This window comes from Zhongshania aliphaticivorans (assembly GCF_902705875.1).
Classification (GTDB): domain Bacteria; phylum Pseudomonadota; class Gammaproteobacteria; order Pseudomonadales; family Spongiibacteraceae; genus Spongiibacter; species Spongiibacter aliphaticivorans_A.
This window is the reverse complement of sequence record NZ_CACSIK010000001.1, coordinates 512,137-530,859: the sequence shown is the minus strand read 5'-3', so window position 1 is coordinate 530,859 and position 18,723 is coordinate 512,137. Positions and strand designations below refer to the sequence as shown.

Here is an 18,723-nt window from a genome sequence, read left to right as displayed (position 1 = left end):
TTTACGTATCGCTTATTTCTTACCAGCGTAGAGGCCTGTATGCCAGAACAGCAAACCCTAGACACCCTGAACAATATTGCCAGTACCTTTATTGAATACAGCGCATTATTATTCTTACTTGCACTGGGGTTAGGCGCTATTTATTTAGTCTATATTTACATAAGCGACATTACCCAAACCCAGCACGCCATACGCCGCAACTACCCCGTTATCGGCCGCTTTCGCTATATTTTTGAGCATTTAGGGGAATTTTTCCGTCAGTATTTTTTTGCAATGGACCGCGAAGAACTTCCCTTTAACCGTTCGCAGCGCTCATGGGTTTACCGCGCTGCAAAAAACATTGACACCACCATTGCCTTTGGCTCGACCCGACCCTTAACGCAAGCCAATGAAGTTCTTTTTATGAACTGCCTCTTCCCAACCCTAAGCCAAGATGCCGCCCCCACCCACGCGGTTACCATTGGCCAAGACTTTGCAACACACCCTTACACTAGTTCAGCTATTTTCAATATTTCAGGCATGAGTTTTGGCGCCATATCCAAACCGGCGATTCGTGCCTTAAGCGCCGGCGCCAAAGAGGCAGGTATTTGGCTCAATACTGGGGAGGGAGGCCTATCGCCCTACCACTTAGAAGCGGGTTGCGACATTGTTTTTCAAATTGGTACCGCAAAATACGGTGTCCGCGACGCTGACGGAAATCTCAGTGACGAAAAACTTAAAGCCATCGCAGCTCACCCGCAAGTGCGAATGATTGAAATTAAACTTAGCCAAGGTGCCAAACCCGGCAAGGGCGGTATTTTACCCGGCGGCAAAGTCACCGAGGAAGTGGCCAAGATTCGCGGTATTGATATTGGCAAAGACTCCATTAGCCCCAATGGTCATCCTGACATCCACGATATCGACCAACTTTTAGACATGATAGTTAGGGTCCGCGATATCACCGGCAAACCCGTTGGCTTTAAAGCGGTCATTGGCTTTTCGGAATGGTTAGATGAATTAGGTGAAACCATCCATCGCCGAGGTCTCAAATACGCACCTGATTTTATTACTATTGATAGCGCCGACGGTGGCACCGGCGCCGCGCCACAGAGTTTAATGGATTACGTTGGCCTGCCTATTCGCCGCAGCCTGCCACTCGTGGTAGACAAACTCAACGAATACAATCTGCGTAAACGCATTAAGGTCATTGCCTCAGGAAAAATGATAAACCCCGCCGAGGCCGCGTGGGCCCTGTGCGTAGGCGCCGACTTTATTGTCAGTGCCCGTGGCTTTATGTTCGCACTGGGTTGCATTCAAGCCCTGCAATGCAATAAAAATACCTGCCCCACCGGTATTACCACTCACAACCCCGAGCTACAACGCGGGCTAGTACCAGAAGACAAAGCCACCCGCGTGAAAAACTACGCCTTAAATCTGATGCATGAAGTGGGTGTTATTGCCCATTCCTGCGGAGTAAAAGAAGCCCGCGCACTAACGCGAGAGCACGTTTACCTCATCGATAACAACGGTAGCCCAGAACCGCTCACCAACCGCTTCCCCGAAAAAACACCCAAACCCGAGTACATGATTGCCAGCACCGCTGACTGTGTTGATATAGACGCGCCCCGCTCTGCGCTCTCAAGCCCGACCACGGAAAGTAATGAGGCCCAGCAACGCTAATTCATAGAAATGCGCTAGCCCCCAGCTAACGCCATCGCTACACTAGCCATCCGTAAAAAACATGAATGGCCGGAACATCGCCCGTGAAAATCAGCCCTTACGTATTTGTAGCCATTGCCGGCGCCAGCCTCACACTATCGCTGGCGCCATTTAATTGGTGGTGGAGCGCTATTATCGCCATGGCCGCGCTATCGGCAACGCTAAACAACAGCACAACAAAGCAAGGTTTTTTACTCGGTTGGTGTTTTGGTAGCGCTAGTTTCGCTACAGGCGTTTCTTGGGTTTATATTGCCATACACGATTTTGGCGGTACCTCGACCCTACTCGCCGTGCCAATGACGGCTATTTTCTGCATTGGCCTTGGCCTTATCCCCGCACTGTTTGCTTACGCCTATATTCGCTGGATTCGCGCTGGTATTGCTGGAAAGACCTTAGGTTTTGCCGCTTTATGGGTGTTGACCGAATGGCTACGCGGCTGGCTATTCACAGGGTTTCCCTGGTTGTATCTTGGCTACGGCCACCTACACACGGCTATGGCTGGCTGGTCACCGGTCACCGGCGTTTATGGCATCAGTTTCTGGGTTGCGCTTAGCGGTGCCGCTGTCGCCCAATGCATCGTCTCGCCGGCCACCAAAAAACGCCACGGCATTACAACATTAGGCGGCTGCATTATTTTATTCGGTCTAGGTTACTCGCTACAAAAGCAAGAATGGACTAGCGCTGACGACCGCGCGCCACTAAAAATTGGCGCTGTGCAGGCCAATATATCTCAAGATAAAAAATGGGCCTACACCCAATACTGGGCAACCTTAGAAAAGTATGACCACGCATCAGAAACTTTATGGCCGACCTCCGACCTTGTTATATGGCCAGAAGCGGCTATTCCCGCTCTTTACCACAACGCACTGTCTTATTTTGACTATATTGCTGAGCGCGCAGAAGCCAACAATAGCGCACTGATTACAGGGGTGCCCACCCGCACCGACGACGATATGTTCAACTCGGTCATGGTTATCAGTGGCGGTGACGGTATCTACCACAAGCAACGCCTCGTTCCCTTTGGCGAATACGTGCCACTGGGGCAATATATTCGCGGCCTCATAAATTTCTTTGACCTTCCCATGTCCAGCTTTAGCCGTGGCGGTCCGAATCAAAATCACTTGCACGTAAAGGGCTGGCAGCTAGCCCCTTCCATCTGCTATGAAATCGCCTACCCTGATCTTATCGCCCGCAGTGCTCGCAATAGCGACGTACTATTTACCATTAGCAACGACGCGTGGTTTGGCAACTCAATTGGCCCCGACCAACACATGCAAATGGCGCAAATGCGCGCCCTAGAGAACGGTAGGGAATTAATACGTGTCACCGGCACCGGCATCACTGCCATTGTTGATCACCACGGTAATATTCGCACCCGAATCCCCTCATTTATAGCCACAACGATGCAGGGCGAGGTACACGCTCGCAATGGCAGCACCCCCTTCACCCGCTTTGGCTCAACGCCCATTATTGCCCTGTGTGCGATGCTGGCCATTACCGCCGGCCTAACTCGCTCAGGCCGGCGTATAAAATCAGGGTAATCTGGCCCAATACCGCCACTAATCACAACCCAAGCAAAAATGCAGCAATCCAAATAGTGTGATCTGCGCCTTAGCTGTTAGAATAACCGCCCTTAACTTTTTCGCCCGCTGTACAGAGACCTGACACCGCCAATGGACCAACAATACACTCCCCGCGACATCGAAACCTGCGCCCAACAATTTTGGCAGGATCAAAATAGCTTCGCCGCTGTAGAAGACCCAAGCCGCGAAAAATACTATTGTTTGGCGATGTTTCCCTACCCCAGCGGCAAACTCCATATGGGCCATGTCCGCAATTACAGCATTGCCGACGTGATCTCACGCTACCAGCGTATGCTGGGCAAAAATGTACTGCAGCCTATGGGTTGGGATGCCTTTGGTCTACCCGCGGAAAATGCCGCAATAAAAAACAAAACGGCACCGGCAAAATGGACCGTAGAAAATATTGACTATATGCGCGACCAGTTAAAGCAACTTGGTTTTGCCTACGACTGGCAGCGTGAGTTCGCCACCTGCAAATCTGATTACTATCGCTGGGAGCAGTGGTTTTTTACCCGCCTATACGAAAAAGGCATGGTCTATAAAAAAACCTCTGCCGTGAACTGGTGCCCACACGACGAAACCGTATTAGCCAATGAGCAAGTTATTGACGGCGGATGCTGGCGCTGTGACACGCCAGTTCAGCGCAAAGAAATTCCCCAGTGGTTTATTAAAATCACAGACTACGCCGAGCAGTTAATTAATGACTTAGACCAGCTCGATGGCTGGCCTGAGCAAGTTAAAACCATGCAACGCAACTGGGTTGGTCGCTCACAGGGCGTACAAATGCAGTTCGATTTGGACAGCCCCATCGCCGGCGTAGATAATTTTGAGGTTTACACAACCCGCCCCGACACCTTAATGGGTGTGACTTACGTGAGCTTGGCAGCAGAACACCCCATTAGTTTAGCGCTGGCAAAAGACAACCCGGCACTGGCAAACTTTATTGAAGAGTGTCGTAACAGCTCCGTCGCTGAAGCCGACATGGCCACCATGGACAAAAAAGGCATGTTCACCGGCCTTGAGGCTCGCCACCCTATTACTGGTGACGCCGTACAAGTTTGGGTCGCCAACTATGTCTTAATGGACTACGGCACCGGCGCCGTCATGGCCGTACCTGCCCATGACCAGCGCGACTACGAGTTCGCCAAGAAATATGACTTGGACATCAACCAAGTGGTTGCCCCACAAAATGACGAAGCCATCAACCTTGATGAGTGCGCATTTACCGAAAAAGGCGTCTTGGTCAACTCAGGGACCTTTGATGGCTTAGCATTTGATGCCGCCTTTAAAGCCATTTCTGATGCATTAGTGGCATTAGGTAAAGGCCAAGTCACCACCAACTACCGTCTTCGCGACTGGGGGGTTTCCCGCCAGCGTTACTGGGGCGCACCCATTCCCATTTTCAACCTGCCTGATGGTGGTGAAATTGCCGTTCCCGCGCACAAACTCCCAATACTGTTACCTGAAGATGTTGAGATGGACGGCGTGCAATCCCCCATCAAAGCCGACCTAGAGTGGAAAAAAGATGAGCTAGACGGCGTTGCCGTTGAACGTGAAACAGACACCTTTGACACCTTCATGGAATCAAGCTGGTACTACGCTCGCTTTACTTGCCCAGACTTTGAAGATGGCATGCTCGACCCCGAGCGCGCCAATTACTGGCTACCAGTAGACCAATACATTGGCGGCATAGAGCACGCGATTCTCCATCTACTATACGCGCGGTTTTTCCATAAATTAATGCGCGACGAAGGCCTGGTTAATTCTGATGAGCCGTTCAAACAACTCCTTTGCCAAGGCATGGTGTTAAAAGACGGCAGTAAAATGTCCAAGTCCAAGGGCAATACCGTCGACCCTCAATCACTTATTGAGCAATACGGTGCTGATACCGTTCGCCTTTTCATTATGTTTGCCGCACCACCAGAACAAAGCTTGGAATGGTCTGACAGCGCTGTTGAAGGCTCACATCGTTTCCTTAAACGCCTTTGGAAACTGGCAGCGACCCATCTTGAAGCCGGCATTGCCCCCGAATTAACAGCTGATAGCTTAACGGGCCCGCAGCAAGATTTACGGCGCAAAACCCACGAAACCATTGCTAAAGTGAGTGATGATTTTGGTCGCCGGCTAACATTTAACACCGCCATCGCTGCGGTAATGGAATTAGTGAATGACATTTCACGCTTCCAGCATCAAAGCGAACAATGTCTCGCCGTAGAACGTGAAGCCATTGAAGCTGCCATACGCTTGCTGGCTCCCATTGTGCCCCACATCAGCCATCAACTCTGGATTAACCTTGGTCACGACGAAGCGATTATTGACGCCCCCTGGCCCGCCGTTGACGACGCTGCACTTGTGCGTAATTCCATTGAAATGGCGGTACAAGTCAATGGTAAACTACGAGCGACAATTGAAGTCGCCGCCGACGCCGATGGCGAAAGTATTAAAAAGATGGCGAGAGAGCAAGAAAATGTACAGCGCTTCCTTGCCGATTTAACGATTCGCAAGGAAATTTTAGTTCCTAAAAAACTGGTGAACATCGTTGCTAATTAAGCGGATTCATAAAGCAATAATCCTCTCAATCAGCCTTATGATAGTGGGTTGTGGTTTTACGCTGCGCGGCGATAGCAGTATCGACGCCAGTTTACAGCCAATATACGTGGTCAATGATCGCGCCACCCAAGAGTTGAGTCTGTCGCTAAAGCGCCAGTTTGCTATCAACGATGTTGCGCTAAGTAAATCACGCAAAAACGCTAAACTGATCGTTGTAGTAAAACTGTTAGACGAGGACAAACGCAGCGTATCCTTGGACAACGAGGCCCGCGACGCTGAATACGCCCTGTTTGAATCTGCCAGTATTGAGTTGCGAAAACCCGACGGCAGCACCTTGCGTGGCCCACATACTTTGCAACAGCGCCGCCTGACAGTGAATGACCCAGACAACCCCATTGGCGAAGAAACCGAGGCCATTATTGTTCGTGCAGAAATGCGTGAACAGCTTAGTATTCGTCTCGCTCGCCAAGTAGAACTCTGGTCGCATCAACTGCAAGAACCACACTAATGCGAATACGGTCAGAGCAGCTCAGCGCTAACCTCAGCAAACAATTACTGCCAGCGTACTTGGTCACAGGTGATGAACTTCTGATAAGCCAAGAATGCTGTGACGCCATTCGCCGTCAATCTCGTGAACAGGGAATTAGTGAGCGTGAGGTCCTCAATGTAGACCGCAGCTTTGATTGGGCGCAGCTTCTCGATGCCGGCCAATCTATGTCTTTGTTTGGCGACCGCAAGCTCATTGAACTGCGCTTAGGCAGCGGCAAAATGGATCAAAAAAGTTCGGCGGCTCTTCAGGAATACTTACAGCACGCCGATGGCAGCAATATTCTCTTAGTGAGCTGTGCAAAGTTAGACAGCCGGAGCATGAATAGTAAATGGGTGAAAGCCCTAGACAGCGCCGGCGCTGTAATACAGGTCTGGCCAGTAGATCGTCAGCACCTAAACAACTGGATTATGCAACGGATGCGTATGATTGGCTTGAATGCCGACAATGACGCAGTGCAACTGCTTGCCGACCGAGTAGAAGGTAATTTACTCGCCGCTGACCAGGAAATCTCGAAGCTCAAAATACTGGTGGGCGAACAGACGGTTAGCGCCGATATTGTTGCCAATGCCGTTGCCAGCAGCGCACGCTACGACGTCTTTAAATTGATTGATAGCGCGCTCGCCGGTAAAACCGGAAATGCCTTACAAATGCTTAATAGCTTGTTGGCAGAAGGTGGCGAAGACATTGCTATGTTGGGCGCCGTAACACGGGAAATTCGCACTCTTTACCAGTGCGCGCAGCAGTTAGAGCAAGGCGGTAGCATCGATCGCGTGCTAGATAGCGCCCGTGTGTGGGACAAACGCAAAGCGTTATATAAAAATACTCTGCGGCGTTTAAAAAGCAGCCAACTAGCAAAACTCTTGCAGCTCGCGAGCAAAATAGATGCCGCGCAAAAGGGTCAAAGTAAAGAAAATAGCGTCGTGCTATTCACCAATCTTGTCTCCTTACTCTCCGGCCAGAACCTGACCGGATTGCGCTAATCTAAAGAACAGTGACACCGGCTTAGCACTAACAAGCTAAGCGGCTCGAACTAAATTAGCTGCCTATACCTGCCAAGCCTTCAAACAAACTATCTAAAGCAGACAGCGGTAAAATGCTCAAACCTTGTAATAACGGAGGCAAAACGTAGGTATCCAAGTCATACGTCACCTCTCGCACCACGGCAAGCAGCACTGAACTAATAAAGTCAGGACCTAGGCCAATGGCACCGCTTACCTCGGCAGGCGCGAACTGCTCTATAGGAATAACATTCAGTAATAAATTACTCAGCAAATCATCCGTGGTAGACACCACAACCTGACCCACTTCACTGGTATCAACATTACCTACTGCTGCCACCACCCGAGTGACATCGGTCAGGAGCTCAGACAACAAGATCAGCGCACCGCCTGCAACTGGGATGCTGCCACCTTCTTCTTCAATACTATCAACAATACCCTGAATATTTGTCGCCAAATTATTGAGCGGATCCGTCAAACTGGTGAGGTCCATTTCTCCAGTGTCATCCCCGCTCCCCGTTTCACCAGTAAATTGCTCCAGTGCCGCAGCAAGCTGATCAAATGGGGCAGGTAAACCTTCTTCACCGGCCTCAGGTATCGCGCTTTGCAAACTCTGCAAAGCGTATAACAAAGCCTGAGTCGCACGCTCTCCACCGGCCAGTGCCAGCTCTGGGTTCTGTTCAGTTGCGGCGCCCTGCAATCCCGTTAGTAATGAATCCACGACTTCCAGCAGAGCATTACCAGACTCACCGACAGCGGAAATCACACCAGCAAGGTTTTCCTCGGGTATTGCCCCCGCCAAGGTCGCAAATCCATCGGAAAATTGCGATTGAACAGGATCTAGATTACCCGTCTGACCATTGATATCAAAATCAGATTCATCGCCCTCTAAAGGGTTGGTAAAACCATCTGAATCTGGCAATCCAACGGCTGCCTGCTGAGTTTCCTCACGACTAAATGCTGGCTGAGGCTCGGTGAGCGATCCCAAGCCAAGTGCGGCATCATCAGGATCGACTACATATACTTCGCCAACTAGTTTATCGCCAACAATCTCAACCCAAACAAAGCCATAACTATCGCCTTTTTCGTAGTACACCGCATTGTCATCACGATTCACCAAACTACGGGTTTTACTTGCTGCGCCCGACAAAATAAAACCGGTTTTGCCGCAGGAAGCTACAGGCAGTAACCACTGTAAATCGTGGTCATGGCCGGCAAATAGATAATCGGCTTTATCGCAAATTGTTTCTTCTAAAAATGCCTTGTAACGGCTGCCCGCTAACACCGGCGCAATAAATCCTGGGATGCCATCATAGTTACCTGCGTTGCCATGACTGCCATTAGAAAGATAGGGATGGTGGGTAAACACAATCTTCCACTGTGCCTTGCTGTCTGCCATGGCCTCTTTCAACCACTGCGCCTGCACTAAACCATAATTATTGTACGAATAGTTTTCATCACTATCGGGAAAACCACCCGCAATCTGATTTGAATCCACACCAAATAATTCAACAAAAGGCGCTGACGCGTCTCCGCCTTGGGTTAAACGATAATAGCGAGCGGGCATATGCCAACGGCTTGTTTGTCTAGGTTGCTCTGGGTGTAAAGCATCACGGTAGTGGTAATCGACTTGATAATCACCGTTTGAATTATTGGCTCCGTCACCACCAAAAAAACCGCTATTATCGTGATTACCCAGCACCATATAAAAGGGTAGGTCGATAGGTGCGAAAGGTAGCTCAAATTTCTCTTCAAATTGCGGGTCTAATTCTGAGCTAACGCCGGACTCATAAATATTATCACCCAGCCCCAATACCAAATCACATCCTTTGGCAGCGCAAACTCGTGCAACCGCTTCACCTACGGCATAGGCCCCAGCACTACCGCTACCGCTGTCACCCAATAAGATCATTCTTACTTGTGGCTCGCTCACCTCATCATTGGGCGTGTCATCTATGGGCGTTTCGACAACGTCGTCATCAGTCCCCGAGCCGCCATTGGAGGAGGAACCGCCACATGCCGCCAACGCAATCAAAATGGCAACCAGCAATAAATTAGCTAAATTTTTCATGGAAATCTCTCAAGGTCTTTATGCTTTATGACTAGCTCATCAGCACAACGGTCATTTCCGCAAGTCCATTCACACTTTAGGATAAGAAAGCGGTGTATCTTCGACGAGCCTGCTGCTGCCACTATTAACCGACAAGGTCTTCACCTTGCTTGATTCCACCCCAGACTGATCCGCTGAATCGATGTTTTCCGCATAATAAAACTCAGCTTGAGCACGCTGATGCGTTACATCCATAAGCACAAAGCCGTGATTTTTTAGATCAGTGTATTTCATGTGCGGGTTCACCACAGGCAGCACCGCCGACACTAATTCCGCCGCACCATCTGGAAATCCTGGCGAGGTAACACTGGGGGTCACAAACTCAACACCAAGCGGTTCATCAAATATGCCGCTGGTTAATACAGCGCTGCTTTTATAAATCTCGTTTGCCCAACTAGTATGAATATCTCCAGTGAGAACAACGAGGTTATTGATAGCATTTTCCTCAACAAAATCGAGAATTTCTTCCCGCTCTACCGGGTAACCATCCCATTGATCCATATTAATCGCGACAAGCGGGCTAAAGTCATTAGTTGGCACGCCCGGTAACAAACGCTGTATTTCTAATAACTGCAATTGAGCAAACATGACTTGTTGACCAACAAACTTCCACTGCCCTTGGGCAGTGGCCAGTTTATTTTTAAACCACTCTTTTTGGGTTTGGCCAAGTAGGTCTCTGGCATCACTTCGCGCAGGATCAACGGGGTTATCCAACTGCTTAACACGGCCTTCAAGGCGCGTATCCAGCATCATAAAGTCGGCTAAATCACCATAGCGAAAAGCGCGATAAATACTATCTTCACTCTCTGTAGGTGGGCGAATTGGCATCCATTCAAAATACGCTTGAATGCCATATGCCTTGCGCTCTAACCAATCACCCTCGCCTTCATTATGGTTTCCGGCACCATCTTTATAGGAATTATCAGCGGTTTCGTGATCGTCCCAAACAGTTATAAACGGATGAATTTGGTGGGCAGCCTGCAAGTCGACATCTTTGCGATAAAGCGAATAGCGGCGACGATAATCATCAAGTGCCACAATTTCATGAGAGGGGTCTAGTAAACGCTGAGCATTGTCGCCATATTCGCCGTCGCCGTACTCATAAATGTAATCACCTAGATGCAGCACGAAATCAAGGTCAGTGCGATTAGCAATCATTCGGTAAACTGAGAAAAAGCCATGAGGGTAGCTACTGCATGAACACACGGCATAACGCAGCCGTTCTGCATATTGCCCCGGCATCGGTAACGTTAAGGCACGACCGACAGGGGATTGTTGCTCACCTACCGAAAAGCGATACCAGTAGTGCTGCTCTGACAGCAAACCGGCAGCATCAAACTTGACGGTATAATCTCGCTCAGCACTGGTAGAAAATATTTCCGATAACACAATACTGTCAAATTCAGGGTCTTCAGCCACTTCACACAATACGTCAATGGCGGTGCTCACATCCTCGGCTGGTGTCACCCGCGTCCACAAAATAACGCGATCATCTAGTGGGTCACCACTGGCAACGCCATGCAGAAAGGAAACATCGATATCAGAACCAGATGATCCAGGGGAAGAAGAAGGCGAATTAGAATTGCTGCTACCGCCACAGGCTGTCAATATAGGCACCGCTATAGACGCGGTGGTCATGGCGCGGAGAAAATGTCGTCGCTTCACGGAAAACTCGCTCGTGCTGTCATCAAAAAGTAACAGAATGATAACCTTGCCGTGTTACAAACAGATTTCAGCACTAACGCTGCCACACACTCGTTATGGAGCCCTGCTCAACTCATGAAAAAACGCTTAATATTTGCCTCGCTCCTCTTTTTAGTCGCTTGCAGTAATAAACCGATACCTTTCACAGACTACCTAGTGAAAAACTTGTTGCGTGACAATCTTGAAGGCATGTCGAGTCCGGCAATTTTTAACGTTGATGACATCACCATAAAGGCGTTAACAGACAATGGCGATACGGGTACGGCAACGGCTGACATCCGCCTTCGCTTTCCTGAAGATTTCGAGACCGTTGTCAGTTTGCGGAGATTGGAACCTTATAATATTGCCTATCTGCAATATAAAAGTAGCTTTGGTACTTTTTCTGCCGGAGAGAGCCAAGTACATCACGCGGAATATCAATTTGAGCGCCGCGACGGCAAATGGTTTATCACAGGGAGCCGAGCCATCTCTCCACCAGAAACGTTCCATGCAGCGGGCAGCCCAGCTGCCAGTGATTAATCATTTACCAGCACATAACTTACTAGCAACTAACTAATAGTGGCTACCCAACTGAACCCAGGGTGTCTTACCCTCTTGATGGTACACCGTGAACCGGGTTAAGCCCGCATACGGCACAGACAGTCTTGTCATTGCCCCCATTGGCATTCCCAACCAATGACATATCATGACGCGAATAACCGCACCATGGACAACGAGCAGCGCAGACTGGCCGCGATACTGCTCTGCAATACGATCTAGCTCTGTGGTTACTCGCCGGCAAAAGTCAGGCATTGCCTCGCCGTTTGGCGGACTAGCCTCAGCTGGCGACTCCCAAAAATCTGACCATTCTTGAGGGTATTGCTGACGCGCCACATCGTGAGGCAAGCCCTCCCAGTCACCAAAGTGCATTTCACGTAGGTCGTTACATACGGTTACTGGCGTTTTCTGTTCACTGGCAAGTGTCTCCGCAAAGCGTTGGCAGCGCTGTAGCGGGGAGCTCACAATATGATCCCAATTAGGGCCCATGGTCGCGACTTTATCGTGCATTTGCTGCCAACCAAGTTCGCTGAGGGCAACGTCGGTGCTGCCACGAAAAATCTCGCCACCCTCGCATGCCCCATGCCGAAGTAAATCTATCTGTGTTTTGCTTACTTTAGCCATGACAGCATTCCTATTTTAACTATTGCCACGGCTCACACCAGCTTGCTCAAAACTCGCCATTTCTTTTTGCAAACGGCAGGCCGCCTGCATAATGGGCAAGGCCAACGCCGCTCCGCTTCCCTCACCCAAGCGCATATCCAACTGCAACAATGGTTCAGCTTCCATTTTATTTAACAGACGGCTGTGGCCGGGTTCTGCCGAGCAATGAGAAAAGAACAACCATGGTCTAATCGAGGGGTTAATTCTTACCGCCGACATGGCCGCTGCGGTACATATATAGCCATCAACCACCACCGCTATGCCTTTTTGAGCTGCACGGATATAGGCACCGGCAAGGGCATTAATTTCATAGCCACCAATGCGGCGCAACACTTCCATGCCGTTTTTCATATGGGGTAAATGCCGAGACATTGCACGAGTTACCACCGCCGATTTTTTTGCCAGCATCTGGTCTGTAATTCCTGTACCACGTCCCACCATCGCCATTGCTGACAACCGAGTATGCGCTACCGCCAAGGCAGCAGCAGAAGTACTATTGCCAATGCCCATTTCGCCGCCAATAAACACATCAATGTCACCGGCTTGGTCGATAATATCCCGCCCGACAATCATGGCCTCTTCACATTGCTCCATGGTCATGGCTTCGGTGACGCACATATTCTGGGTACCAGCACCCACTCGCATATCAATAACATTGGGTAAATCTTCAAGTGCGTACACCGTGCCCACATTGATCACTTTAAACTCAGCGTCCATCGCTTTAGCTAGGACACTTATCGCTGCGCCGCCGCTAGCGAAATTACGCACCATTTCGGATGTCACCGATTGTGGATAAGCCGACACACCTTCGGTTGTCACTCCATGATCCCCAGCGAACACCGCAATTAAAGCCTTATCTAAGTGAGGCTCTAGGGTTCGTTGCACTGCTGACAATTGAATTGCAACATCTTCTAGCCGCCCCAACGCCCCCAGCGGTTTGGTTAAACTTGCTTGCCGCGCCTGCGCAGAGGCGCGAAACTCCTCGTCAGCTTCTGGTGCTGACTCCTCATACCAATGTGACATATTTTATCCTTTCAAAACTTGCTCTAAACCCGCCGTTACCAACACGACTCGATCTGCCATTGCCGCGAGGTCCTGATGCAAGCGCCCCGATTCGTCAACAAATTGCCGACTTAATGACCCCAGAGGCACAATTCCCTGCCCCACCTCGTTGGTCACCAACACAATATGACCCTCTGCCTGCTGCAACACCTGATAAAACTCGTCGCGAACATCATGCCAGTTTGATAAATCATCTTTCATCAGCCAATTACTTAACCATAAGGTTAAACAGTCAACCAAGATTGCACTGTCCACTGCTGCATTCGCTCTAATCGCCGCAGTTAGCTCCTCAGGTGCCTCTACGGTACGCCAACCCTTGCCTTGCCGCAGATGTTGATGGTGAGCAATACGCGCCGCCATTTCTTCATCCCCTGCGGTGGCAGTAGCAATATACACACGCTGAATATTGTCTGGAGCCATGCAAATCCGCTGCTCAGCTAACTGACTTTTACCCGATCGTGCACCACCAAGATACAATTCAAGCACTGTGACGCTCCTCTACATTATTATCGATGCTGCCACCAAGAAGGCTTCTAACGTATAGTAAACCCCACATTCTACAAGACCGGCTGCAACAGAGGGAAATATGGGACATCGATTATCGAAGATTTATACTCGCACTGGCGATGATGGCACCACCGGACTCGGTGATGGCTCTCGTATTGAGAAAGATCATCACCGAATGGAAAGCATTGGCACTGTCGATGAACTCAACTCTGCCATCGGCTTGCTGCTGGCCGAGCTACCTAGCGATGACGCCTATGCTGCACTGCTAGCCCAAATTCAACACGATTTATTCGATCTTGGCGGCGAGCTCGCGGTACCTGGTTATACCATGATAAGCGCAAGTCGCATTAGTGAGCTTGAAAGTAAATTAGACTGCTTAAACGAAGATCTTCCGCCGCTTAAAAACTTTATCCTTCCTGGTGGTAGCAAACCTGCTGCACTCTGCCATATGGCTAGAGCTATATGTCGCCGCGCCGAACGCTGTCTTGTCGCGCTCAGTAAAACTGACGAAGTAAACACCACCGGTCGCCAGTATTTAAATCGCCTATCAGACTTTTTATTTGTAATGGCAAGGCTATTAGCGCGCCGTAATGGCGGTCAAGAGGTATTATGGCAGCAAGCAGACAAACGATAAAAACGCCCCCCTTTTGTCACTTATAATAAGAACGGGGCGGCTACTTAAGACATCGCGCTAGCCATACAATTTATGACTAGCGCAAAAGCGATAGCTAGACCAACTGCACTATCGCCACTGCACAGACCCACACCAGCAAACTGCGTGACAGTAAATGCTGAACCGCCAACAACTCCTCCGAAGCCAAGCGTACAAATTGTTCGCCATCTACCTGCCCCTCTGGCACAAATTCAGGCAGTGCGGTCATACCGATTTTATCCAAAAGATCAGCAGACGGTAGCTCGCTACTCACACTCTCTCGCCACGTTTTTATACAGGTATCAAAATTCCCGACAATGGCAAAAGCAAAACCCAAAATACGAACCGGCAACCATTCCAAATAAAATAACGCGGTGGCAGCACGATTCCGATCGTCCTGTTTAAGTTGATCATCATTCGCCAATAAAAACAGTAAACGATATGCCAAGGCCGCCGCTGGCCCTGCAAGCACAAACCAAAACACCACGGCAAACCAGCGCTCAAAACCTTGGTAGAACACCGCTTTGCGAACACTGTTATGAAGTTCAAGGGCATTCTCGGCACCCACTTCACAGAGTTCTGCACTAAAGCCTCGACCATGCTGGTAAGCACCTTCTAAATCCGTTCGCTGCCAGCTGTTTAGGTAAAGTTTGAGACGAACTTGAAAATCACCACGCCCCAAACAATATAACAAAATGGCCACACTGAGCAGAAATACCGGCAAACCAAATAAGATGGGCGCCAACAGCCAAAGCACGATAAAAACACCGATCATCGGCAGCGCTACCAGCACAAGCAAACGCAGAGTGCTATTGCTAATTTTCGCCGTCATATCTCGATAACGCAGGAACCAAGCATCTTCTTGGATAACCCCGCCGCTACCCCAAAATTGCACTGCCGCCCACGCAATTAAAATGGCAAAAAATTCCATGATTTACCCCAATGCAGTTTTATAATAACGCCAATCAAAAGCTATACCTGGATCAGTTTTTCGCCCAGGTGCCACATCACTGTGACCCACTATACGGTTTGTGGTAATAGCCGGATAATAACTCTGCAAGCTTTTTGTTACAGTAATGAGCTCACGGTACTGGGCATCGGTATAGTTAATATCATCTGCGCCCTCAAGCTCAATACCAATACTGTAATCATTACAGTTATCGCGCCCCTCAAATTGCGACACCCCAGCATGCCACGCTCGATCATTAAACGACACAAATTGATGGATAATGCCTTTGCGATTAATAAACAAATGCGCAGAAACGGTTAAACCTCGTAAATCTTGAAAACTTGCATGTGCATCACAGTCTATACAGTTGGTAAACAACTGATGAACATACGGTCCACCAAACTCTGCGGCTGGCAGACTAATATTGTGGATAAGCAGCAAGCTAATATCATCGCCACTAGGCCGCTGATTATAATTGGGCGACGGGCACCGTTTAGCGCCGGCCAGCCAACCTGTCGGTTCGATTAAATACATTGCTTCACACTCTAACTACCCCATGCCCGCCACGACACGACTCTGAAAAACCCCGTTTTATTGCTACCGAGAGTACAACGGTGACGGCTAAACGTAAAATCACAACTCTGAATTTCCACGCAACAATATTCAATCCATATACAGCTAGTAACAATACCAGTAGTCCCCTAGAACAGAAGCAGATTGATTAACGTGTGTTTACGATATCAGCCACATGATTGGCGAGTTCGTCGAAATGACGAATACATATATCGGCCTGTGCCGCAAACACTGACTCCCCGCTAGGATCATATAAACAACGATACATACCAGAAGCTTTAGCGGCCTCTAGATCGTAAATATAATCCCCAACATACATCGCATTTTCGGGCGCTACCGATAGTCTCGCGGCTAAATCAAGTAAGCCAGTAGGGTCGGGCTTGGCGGGAGCGTCTTCACGAGTAATCACCTCTATCGGCGGTATAGCTAGACGATGGCAACACACATCAAAAGCCGCACGGGTGTTTCTCGTCACAATCCCTGTTGCCAAGCCCGCGTTGAACAAGTCATCAAGCAGTGTTTTTGCGCCCGGCATCCACGTCGCACTGGCAGCGCCGACCATTTCAAACTCATGGATTATTTGCTGCGCTTTAGCTCGCTCTTGGGGACATGGCAACTTAGCTAGATACGCCAATAAATCCACGTTTTCTGGCCAGCCCAATTGCTGCCGTAAATCCTTAAAATTCAGCCCCGAATCCACGAGCGTGCCATCTAAATCAAAAAAGATAGCGGATATTGTAGCCGGTATACGCATCAATTTTTCAAACGATATCCGGTCCGAAACATCCAAGCAACGGTTATCAAACACAGCCCCATGAACACTAAAATCATCACCACGCTGACACCAATATTGACGTCAGCCACGCCGTAGAAACTCCAGCGAAATGCGCTGATTAAATAAACCACCGGATTAGCTAGGGTGATGGACTGCCACAACGGTGGCAGCATGCTTATAGAATAAAAACTACCACCCAAAAAGGTTAACGGCGTAACAATCAACATGGGCACCACTTGCAGCTTTTCAAAACCGTCGGCCCAAATGCCGATAATAAAACCGAACAAACTAAAGGTTGCCGCGGTAAGCACCAGAAAGGTCACCATCCAAAACGGATGTGCAATGTGGTAATCCACAAACAGGTTCGCGGTAATTAAGATAATACTACCCACAATCACCGACTTCGTTGTTGCCGCCCCAACATAGCCCAGCAATATCTCTCTCATTGAGATTGGTGCCGATAAAATCTCATAGATAGTGCCGTTATACTTGGGAAAATAAATACCAAACGAGGCATTAGAGATACTCTCTGTCAGCAACGCCAACATCACCAAGCCTGGAATAATAAATGCGGCATAGCTTACACCGTCGATTTCCACCATCCGCGAACCAATTGCAGAGCCAAACACCACAAAATACAGCGACGTAGAGATAACCGGCGACGCGATACTTTGCATAATAGTTCGCCAAGTACGCTGCAGCTCAAATTGATAAATCGCTTTTACAGCATGAAAATTCATTCTACAGCCCCCACTTCCACGGTAGCAGTATCACTCACTAAACTCACAAAAATTTCCTCTAAGGAGCGCTGTTTCGACTGGATATCTTTGTAATCTATGCCGTGCTCATCAAGCCGCCTAAATAAATCAGCAATTCCGGTTTGATCACCTTTAGTATCAAAATGATAAATTAACTCTAGTCCATCGGCGGCTAAGGACAGCGGGTAATCCTGTAATTCGGTAGGCAATTCTTGCAGGGACTTTTTCAATTGCAGTCGTAATTGCTTTTGCCCAAGCTTGTCCATTAATACATTTTTTTCTTCCACAAGGATTAATTTGCCACGCGATATCACACCTATCCGATCCGCCATTTCCTCGGCTTCTTCAATGTAGTGGGTGGTTAAAATAATGGTCACCCCTCGGGCGCGGAGGCCTCTTACCATTTCCCACATATCGCGACGCAATTCAACATCAACACCCGCCGTAGGCTCATCAAGAAACAAGATTTCAGGCTCGTGCGACAAGGCCTTGGCAATCATCACTCGACGCTTCATTCCTCCGGACAATTCCATGATCCGGGCGTTGCGCTTATCCCACAGCGAGAGTTGTCGCAGTATTTGCTCTATATACGCCTTGTTGGGCGGACAGCCAAACAAACCCCGACTAAAGTTTACCGTGGTGAGAACACTCTCAAAACCATCGGTACATAATTCTTGTGGCACCAAACCAATTTTAGTTCTTGCCGCACGGTAATCACGAATAATATCGTGACCATCCGCAGTAATAACTCCTGAGCTGGGATTCACTATCCCGCAAATAATACTAATCATCGTGGTTTTACCGGCCCCGTTAGGGCCTAGCAGCGCAAATATTTCACCACGCTTTATTTCCAAAGAGATGTTATCAAGTGCTTGAAATCCGGAGTCGTATATTTTGCTCAATTGCTGAACACTAATAATGGCAGACACGGGCTCTCCTAATTGGCAGCTGCCAAACGGCAGTCTGCGATATAATTTAACCGCTCGAGAGTGTCTGTCATGTCTAGGAAATTGGCAAGTATTAGGTCGGAATAACTAGAAAAAGCTAATCACGA

General features: G+C 49.1%; 17 protein-coding genes. 7 read left to right on the top strand and 10 right to left on the bottom strand.

From position 1 onward, the window contains the following. Nucleotides 1–39: 39 nt before the first annotated feature. From AELLOGFF_RS02470 to holA, 5 genes are all read left to right on the top strand, one after another. Nucleotides 40–1,659, top strand: a complete 1,620-nt coding sequence (locus AELLOGFF_RS02470; protein ID WP_159267182.1) for an FMN-binding glutamate synthase family protein — start codon at nucleotides 40–42, stop codon at nucleotides 1,657–1,659. 83 nt (nucleotides 1,660–1,742) lie between these two features. Further along, the gene (gene lnt, locus AELLOGFF_RS02465; RefSeq protein WP_235035526.1) at nucleotides 1,743–3,239 is read left to right on the top strand and encodes an apolipoprotein N-acyltransferase; all 1,497 of its coding nucleotides are present in this window, start codon (nucleotides 1,743–1,745) and stop codon (nucleotides 3,237–3,239) included. 132 nt (nucleotides 3,240–3,371) lie between these two features. Further along, entirely contained in the window at nucleotides 3,372–5,831 is a 2,460-nt protein-coding gene (gene leuS / locus AELLOGFF_RS02460) for a leucine--tRNA ligase (RefSeq protein ID WP_159267180.1), read from the top strand. A 37-nt stretch (nucleotides 5,832–5,868) separates the two neighbouring features. Next, entirely contained in the window at nucleotides 5,869–6,339 is a 471-nt protein-coding gene (gene lptE / locus AELLOGFF_RS02455; RefSeq protein WP_159267179.1) for an LPS assembly lipoprotein LptE, read from the top strand. Next, nucleotides 6,339–7,361: a DNA polymerase III subunit delta gene (gene holA, locus AELLOGFF_RS02450; protein ID WP_159267178.1), complete on the top strand. Its 1,023-nt coding sequence runs from the start codon at nucleotides 6,339–6,341 to the stop codon at nucleotides 7,359–7,361. Before lptE ends, holA begins: the two co-directional genes overlap by 1 nt. A 55-nt stretch (nucleotides 7,362–7,416) precedes the next feature. On the opposite strand, the gene AELLOGFF_RS02445 is transcribed toward holA, so the two are convergent. Together AELLOGFF_RS02445 and AELLOGFF_RS02440 are read right to left on the bottom strand one after the other, a co-directional pair. After that, entirely contained in the window at nucleotides 7,417–9,450 is a 2,034-nt protein-coding gene (locus AELLOGFF_RS02445) for a metallophosphoesterase (protein WP_159267177.1), read from the bottom strand. Between the two features lie 69 nt (nucleotides 9,451–9,519). Continuing rightward, nucleotides 9,520–11,154, bottom strand: coding sequence for an alkaline phosphatase D family protein (locus AELLOGFF_RS02440; protein WP_235035527.1), 1,635 nt, complete (start codon nucleotides 11,152–11,154; stop codon nucleotides 9,520–9,522). Between the two features lie 114 nt (nucleotides 11,155–11,268). Between AELLOGFF_RS02440 and AELLOGFF_RS02435 the strand changes: the two genes are divergently transcribed. After that, nucleotides 11,269–11,712: a hypothetical protein gene (locus tag AELLOGFF_RS02435; protein ID WP_159267176.1), complete on the top strand. Its 444-nt coding sequence runs from the start codon at nucleotides 11,269–11,271 to the stop codon at nucleotides 11,710–11,712. Nucleotides 11,713–11,745: 33 nt separating this feature from the next. Here AELLOGFF_RS02435 and cobC read toward each other — a convergent pair whose 3' ends face one another. From cobC to cobU, 3 genes are read right to left on the bottom strand one after another with little or no spacing between them, the layout of a single operon-like run. Then, on the bottom strand, nucleotides 11,746–12,354 hold the full coding sequence (gene cobC / locus AELLOGFF_RS02430) for an alpha-ribazole phosphatase (RefSeq protein WP_159267175.1): 609 nt from the start codon (nucleotides 12,352–12,354) through the stop codon (nucleotides 11,746–11,748). Nucleotides 12,355–12,369: 15 nt separating this feature from the next. Continuing rightward, nucleotides 12,370–13,416, bottom strand: coding sequence for a nicotinate-nucleotide--dimethylbenzimidazole phosphoribosyltransferase (cobT, locus tag AELLOGFF_RS02425; protein ID WP_159267174.1), 1,047 nt, complete (start codon nucleotides 13,414–13,416; stop codon nucleotides 12,370–12,372). 3 nt (nucleotides 13,417–13,419) lie between these two features. Continuing rightward, entirely contained in the window at nucleotides 13,420–13,941 is a 522-nt protein-coding gene (gene cobU / locus AELLOGFF_RS02420) for a bifunctional adenosylcobinamide kinase/adenosylcobinamide-phosphate guanylyltransferase (RefSeq protein ID WP_159267173.1), read from the bottom strand. Nucleotides 13,942–14,041: 100 nt separating this feature from the next. Here cobU and AELLOGFF_RS02415 point away from each other — a divergent pair, with 100 nt between their 5' ends. Continuing rightward, complete coding sequence (locus AELLOGFF_RS02415) at nucleotides 14,042–14,596, top strand: cob(I)yrinic acid a,c-diamide adenosyltransferase (protein ID WP_159267172.1); 555 nt, start codon at nucleotides 14,042–14,044, stop codon at nucleotides 14,594–14,596. A gap of 94 nt (nucleotides 14,597–14,690) precedes the next feature. On the opposite strand, the gene ampE is transcribed toward AELLOGFF_RS02415, so the two are convergent. The 5 genes from ampE to AELLOGFF_RS02390 all read right to left on the bottom strand — a co-directional run bounded on the left by ampE (nucleotide 14,691) and on the right by AELLOGFF_RS02390 (nucleotide 18,598). Continuing rightward, nucleotides 14,691–15,545: a regulatory signaling modulator protein AmpE gene (gene ampE / locus AELLOGFF_RS02410; RefSeq protein ID WP_159267171.1), complete on the bottom strand. Its 855-nt coding sequence runs from the start codon at nucleotides 15,543–15,545 to the stop codon at nucleotides 14,691–14,693. A 3-nt stretch (nucleotides 15,546–15,548) separates the two neighbouring features. Next, nucleotides 15,549–16,097: a 1,6-anhydro-N-acetylmuramyl-L-alanine amidase AmpD gene (ampD, locus tag AELLOGFF_RS02405; RefSeq protein ID WP_159267170.1), complete on the bottom strand. Its 549-nt coding sequence runs from the start codon at nucleotides 16,095–16,097 to the stop codon at nucleotides 15,549–15,551. A gap of 187 nt (nucleotides 16,098–16,284) precedes the next feature. Then, a complete protein-coding gene (locus AELLOGFF_RS02400) occupies nucleotides 16,285–16,890 on the bottom strand; it encodes an HAD family hydrolase (RefSeq protein WP_159267169.1) in 606 nt (201 codons plus the stop codon). Then, nucleotides 16,890–17,651, bottom strand: coding sequence for an ABC transporter permease (locus AELLOGFF_RS02395; RefSeq protein ID WP_159267168.1), 762 nt, complete (start codon nucleotides 17,649–17,651; stop codon nucleotides 16,890–16,892). Before AELLOGFF_RS02395 ends, AELLOGFF_RS02400 begins: the two co-directional genes overlap by 1 nt. Beyond that, nucleotides 17,648–18,598 (bottom strand): ABC transporter ATP-binding protein, encoded by a 951-nt coding sequence (locus AELLOGFF_RS02390; protein ID WP_159267167.1) that lies wholly within the window; start codon nucleotides 18,596–18,598, stop codon nucleotides 17,648–17,650. The genes AELLOGFF_RS02395 and AELLOGFF_RS02390 overlap by 4 nt, the downstream gene beginning before the upstream one ends. Between the last annotated feature and the right edge of the window lie 125 nt (nucleotides 18,599–18,723).

What these genes read in the sequence shown, in the direction of transcription:
- AELLOGFF_RS02470 (WP_159267182.1), top strand. Translation starts at nt 40, where the DNA reads ATGCCAGAACAGCAAACCCTAGACACCCTGAACAATATTGCCAGTACC.
- leuS (WP_159267180.1), top strand. Translation starts at nt 3,372, where the DNA reads ATGGACCAACAATACACTCCCCGCGACATCGAAACCTGCGCCCAACAA.
- lptE (WP_159267179.1), top strand. Translation starts at nt 5,869, where the DNA reads ATGATAGTGGGTTGTGGTTTTACGCTGCGCGGCGATAGCAGTATCGAC.
- holA (WP_159267178.1), top strand. Translation starts at nt 6,339, where the DNA reads ATGCGAATACGGTCAGAGCAGCTCAGCGCTAACCTCAGCAAACAATTA.
- AELLOGFF_RS02445 (WP_159267177.1), bottom strand. Translation starts at nt 9,450, where the DNA reads ATGAAAAATTTAGCTAATTTATTGCTGGTTGCCATTTTGATTGCGTTG.
- AELLOGFF_RS02435 (WP_159267176.1), top strand. Translation starts at nt 11,269, where the DNA reads ATGAAAAAACGCTTAATATTTGCCTCGCTCCTCTTTTTAGTCGCTTGC.
- cobC (WP_159267175.1), bottom strand. Translation starts at nt 12,354, where the DNA reads ATGGCTAAAGTAAGCAAAACACAGATAGATTTACTTCGGCATGGGGCA.
- cobT (WP_159267174.1), bottom strand. Translation starts at nt 13,416, where the DNA reads ATGTCACATTGGTATGAGGAGTCAGCACCAGAAGCTGACGAGGAGTTT.
- AELLOGFF_RS02415 (WP_159267172.1), top strand. Translation starts at nt 14,042, where the DNA reads ATGGGACATCGATTATCGAAGATTTATACTCGCACTGGCGATGATGGC.
- ampE (WP_159267171.1), bottom strand. Translation starts at nt 15,545, where the DNA reads ATGGAATTTTTTGCCATTTTAATTGCGTGGGCGGCAGTGCAATTTTGG.
- ampD (WP_159267170.1), bottom strand. Translation starts at nt 16,097, where the DNA reads ATGTATTTAATCGAACCGACAGGTTGGCTGGCCGGCGCTAAACGGTGC.
- AELLOGFF_RS02400 (WP_159267169.1), bottom strand. Translation starts at nt 16,890, where the DNA reads ATGCGTATACCGGCTACAATATCCGCTATCTTTTTTGATTTAGATGGC.
- AELLOGFF_RS02395 (WP_159267168.1), bottom strand. Translation starts at nt 17,651, where the DNA reads ATGAATTTTCATGCTGTAAAAGCGATTTATCAATTTGAGCTGCAGCGT.